Source organism: Streptomyces sp. NPDC059900 (assembly GCF_050270335.1).
In the GTDB taxonomy this organism is placed as follows: Bacteria; Actinomycetota; Actinomycetes; order Streptomycetales; family Streptomycetaceae; genus Streptomyces.
This window is the reverse complement of the sequence record NZ_JBNNJZ010000691.1, coordinates 1-3,950: the sequence shown is the minus strand read 5'-3', so window position 1 is coordinate 3,950 and position 3,950 is coordinate 1. Positions and strand designations below refer to the sequence as shown.

General features: G+C 70.3%; 3 protein-coding genes. 2 read left to right on the top strand and 1 reads right to left on the bottom strand.

Features of this window, described 5'->3' with window-relative positions; translation table 11 throughout:
- Positions 1 to 1,057: alpha-L-arabinofuranosidase C-terminal domain-containing protein (locus ACQKIP_RS42115; RefSeq protein WP_427745418.1), on the top strand; the 1,057-nt coding region annotated here is incomplete at its 5' end.
- A 48-nt stretch (positions 1,058 to 1,105) separates the two neighbouring features.
- Positions 1,106 to 2,305, top strand: a complete 1,200-nt coding sequence (locus ACQKIP_RS42110; RefSeq protein WP_365855898.1) for a sialidase family protein — start codon at positions 1,106 to 1,108, stop codon at positions 2,303 to 2,305.
- Positions 2,306 to 2,376: 71 nt separating this feature from the next.
- Here the strand turns inward: ACQKIP_RS42110 and ACQKIP_RS42105 are convergent, their stop codons facing one another.
- Positions 2,377 to 3,948 (bottom strand): carbohydrate-binding protein, encoded by a 1,572-nt coding sequence (locus tag ACQKIP_RS42105; RefSeq protein WP_427745417.1) that lies wholly within the window; start codon positions 3,946 to 3,948, stop codon positions 2,377 to 2,379.
- Positions 3,949 to 3,950 lie beyond the last annotated feature (2 nt).

The following is a 3,950-nucleotide window of genomic DNA, read 5'->3' as shown; positions in this document are numbered from 1 at the left end:
CATCAAGCACGGCGTGAGCGACCCGCACGGCGTCAAGCTGTGGTGCCTGGGCAACGAGATGGACGGGCCCTGGCAGACGGGCCACAAGTCGGCCACCGAGTACGGACGGCTCGCCGCCGAGGCCGGCAAGGCGATGCGCCAGGTCGACCCCTCCATCGAGCTCGTCGCGTGCGGCAGCTCCAACTCGAAGATGCCCACCTTCGGCACCTGGGAGCGCGAGGTACTCGAGCAGACCTACGACGAGGTGGACTACCTCTCCCTGCACGCCTACTACGAAGAGTTCGACGGCGACCGCGCCAGCTTCCTGGCCTCGGGCGCGCACATGGACCAGTACATCCGCGACGTGGTGTCGACCGCCGACCACGTCCGGGCGGTGCGCGGCTCCAAGAAGCACATCAAGCTCTCCTTCGACGAGTGGAACGTCTGGTACGCCGCCCGCTTCGTCGGCGAGCGCAACCTGGAGACCGCCGAGACGCCCCGCCTGATCGAGGACACGTACAGCGTCACCGACGCCGCCGTGGTCGGCTCGCTGCTCATCACGCTGCTGCGCAACGCCGACCGGGTGGCCATCGCGTGCCTGGCCCAGCTCGTCAACGTCATCGCGCCGATCCGCACCGAGCCCGGCGGCGCCAGCTGGCGGCAGACCATCTTCCATCCCTTCGCCCAGGCGGCCCGTTTCGCGGGCGGCCGTGTCCTGCGCACCGACGTCACCGGACCGCGCGTCGAAACGCCGCAGTACGGGGATGTGTCCGCCCTGGACACCGTCGTGACGCACGACGAGGAGACCGGCGGGCTCACCGTCCTGGCCGTCAACCGCGACCAGGAGCAGCCGCTGCACATCGAGGCCGCGCTGCGCGGGGACGTCGCCGGATACCGCGTCGTGGAGCACCTGGTCCTCGCCGACGACGACCACGACGCGGTCAACACCGAGGCGCAGCCCGACCGTGTCGTGCCGCGCCAGGCGTCCGGCACACACATCACCGCCGAGGGCGCGCTGGCGGCCCAGCTGCCGCCGGTCTCCTGGAACGTCATCCGCCTGGCACCTCAGGGCGCCTAGAAACAGCACGCTCCGTTCCCCCACCCACCACAGAGTCAGGAGAGGCCCATGTCAGCGCACGACCCCGCACGACCACGTCTCCTCCGTCCCACCGTCCTGTTCCCGGTGCTGCTGGCCTTCCTGGCGGCACTGTTCGTCTCGCAGTCGGGCTCGTCGGCGGACGCCGCGACCGGCACCCTGCTGCGCGACGGCACCGGGCTCTACCCGCGCGCCGTCCGGCTCGCCCACAGCGGCGACGCGAACGGCCGGGTCCTGGCCTCCGTGGTCACCTTCGAGGGCAACAACGGGCTCGGCGCCATCCACGAGAGCACGGACGGGGGTGCGTCGTTCCGCCAGGTCGGCACGGTGCGCGACCCCGAGGCAGCGGGCGGGCAGGGGTTGTGCTGCTCGACGCTGTACGAACTCCCGCAGCGCATCGGCAATCTGCCCGCGGGCACGCTGCTGTGGGCCGCTTCGGTCGGCCAGGACGAGGCGAACCGGCGCATGGCGCTGCGGGTCTTCAAGAGCAATGACGTGGGCCGCAGCTGGAGCTATCTGTCCACCATCGCCACGGCGCCGAACACCAAGGGGCTGTGGGAGCCGGAGTTCTCCGTCGACGCGTCGGGCCAGCTCGTCGCGCACTACTCCGACGAGACGGACGGCGTGCACAGCCAGAAGCTGGTGGCCGCCCGCAGCGCCGACGGAGTGAACTGGACCGGTCACCACGACACCGTCGCCAGCACGCTCGCCTCGGACCGGCCCGGCATGGCGGTGGTGCGCAAGATGGGCGACGGGACCTACTTCATGTCGTTCGAGATCTGCGCGGCGGCGGGCCAGTTCCAGTGCGTCGTGCACTACCGCACCTCGTCCGACGGCTGGAACTGGGGCGCGGTCACCTCCCTGGGCATCCGCCCGGAGACCGCCGACGGCAAGTACTTCAAGCACGCGCCGAACCTGGCGTGGGCGCCCGAGGCGGGCAACCCGAAGGGCAGGCTCTTCCTCGTGGGCCAGGTCATGTACAACCGTGACGGCAGCAAGGCGGCCGGCAGCGGACGCACCGTCTGGGTCAACAGCGCGGGCGGCGCGGGCAAGTGGCGGGAGATCCCCGCGCCGGTCGCCGTCGAGTCGACGACCGTGGACTACTGCCCCAACTACAGCTCGGCCCTGTTGCCCTCGGCTGACGGCAACAGGCTCCTGGAAATCGCCACGGACTGGTCCGGCTCGGTCTGCAAGCCGTACTTCGCCACCGGATCGGTGCCCGGCGCCTGAGTGAGTGAGTGGGCGGGTGCCCCGCGTGTGCGCGATGACCTCATCGCCGCATGCGGGGCACCCGTCGTTGGTTACGGGGTGACCGCGTTGCCGCCGAAGGTCACGACAAGGCGTCCGTCCGTCGCGTAGGACCACTTCAGGGCCCCGCCGTACGACGAGCACCGCGACCCGTTCGCACCGGTCCAGAACTGGTTCGAGCTGTCGGAGTTGCCGATGATCTTGTCATTCGTGCCGCTGCCGCCGCGGCACGAGGTGTTGTTCCGGAAGACCGAAGTGCCGCCGTCGAAGGAGTAGTTGCGCTCTTCGTTGTCGATGCTGACGTTGTCCGACACCGACATCGTCCCGAGGTTCCTGTTGTACGTGAACCCGTGCTTGCCGTTGTCGTAGGCGATGTTGCGCCGGATGACGTGGTTGACCTTGATGTCCTCGCCGCCGAGCTTGTAGCCGTTGCGGTCGCCGTTGCCGGCCTGTGAGCCGTCGCTGAGGGTGCCGTTGCCCAGGGCGAGGGAGTCCTCGATGGTCACGGCGCCGATGGGGCCGGTGTCCGACTTGGTGTAGAGGTCCCAGCCGTCGTCGATGTTGTGGTGCGACACGGCGTAGCGGAAGACGTTGCCGGGCCCGGAGGTGAGCTTCGCGGCGAAGCCGTCGGCGTCCTCGCCGTCGGAGTCGGCGTTGTCGTGCGACTCCGCGCTCAGGATGAGGTTGTTCGACGGCCACTGGCTGCTGGGGGTGCTGGAGAGCATGCGCGAGAGCTGCAGGCCGGTGTCGCGGTTGTAGCGGGTCACCGTGCGCTCGAAGACGTTGTTGCTGCCGCCGACGAAGATGCCGTTGTCCCCGGCACGCTCGACGACGATGCCCTTGACGTGCCAGTACGAGCCGTTGACGGCCAGCCCGCGGTTCGCCGGGTCCTCGCTCTGGGCCGAGAAGTCCAGGACCGGGGTCTCGCCGGGGTAGGCCGACAGCTCGGTGCGGTCGCTCGCGGTGCCGTTGTTGCCCTGCGGGACGGTGACCGTCTGGGAGTAGCGGTAGGTCCCGCCGCGCAGGTAGATCGTTCCGCCGGGCGTGATGCGGGCGATCGCCGAAGTGAGCGTCGTGGGCGCCGCTTCGGTTCCGGCCGCACCGTCGGTTCCGCCGGGCGCCACGTACAGGGCGGAGGCCGCGGGCGGCGTCGTGGTGCCGTCGCTCACCTCGGCGTCGAGGTAGTCGATGTTGGGCAGGCCGGCCGAGGTGGTGGGGCTGAGCCGGATGGTGTTGCTGCCCGCCTTCACCGGGACGGTGAGTGTCTGCGTGGCCCACGTCCCCCATGCGCCGGTGCTCGCGAACGCCGCCGAAGCGGCCGCGGAGCCGTTCACCGTGACGCCGGCGGGCCGTGCGGCGGTGGTTCCGTTGGCGAAGCGGACCCGCAGCGTCGCGGTGCCCGCGGTGGCGGCGTCCACGGTGAACTGGGCATAGGCGCTGGTCGCGTTGGTGGCGTTGCAGAATCCGCTGCCGGAGTAGCCGGGCCAGTCGGAGTCGACGGTGCCTGTGCAGACCGCCGGGGAGTTCTCGGCCTCGTAGAGCGTGGGAGCGGCCTGCGCGGCGGTGCCGGACAGCGCGACGAGCGAGCCGGCCAGTAAGCCGACGCACGCGGTGAGGGGTCTTATGT

Coding starts and splice junctions, on each gene's coding strand:
- ACQKIP_RS42110 (WP_365855898.1), top strand. CDS start 1,106: ATGTCAGCGCACGACCCCGCACGACCACGTCTCCTCCGTCCCACCGTC.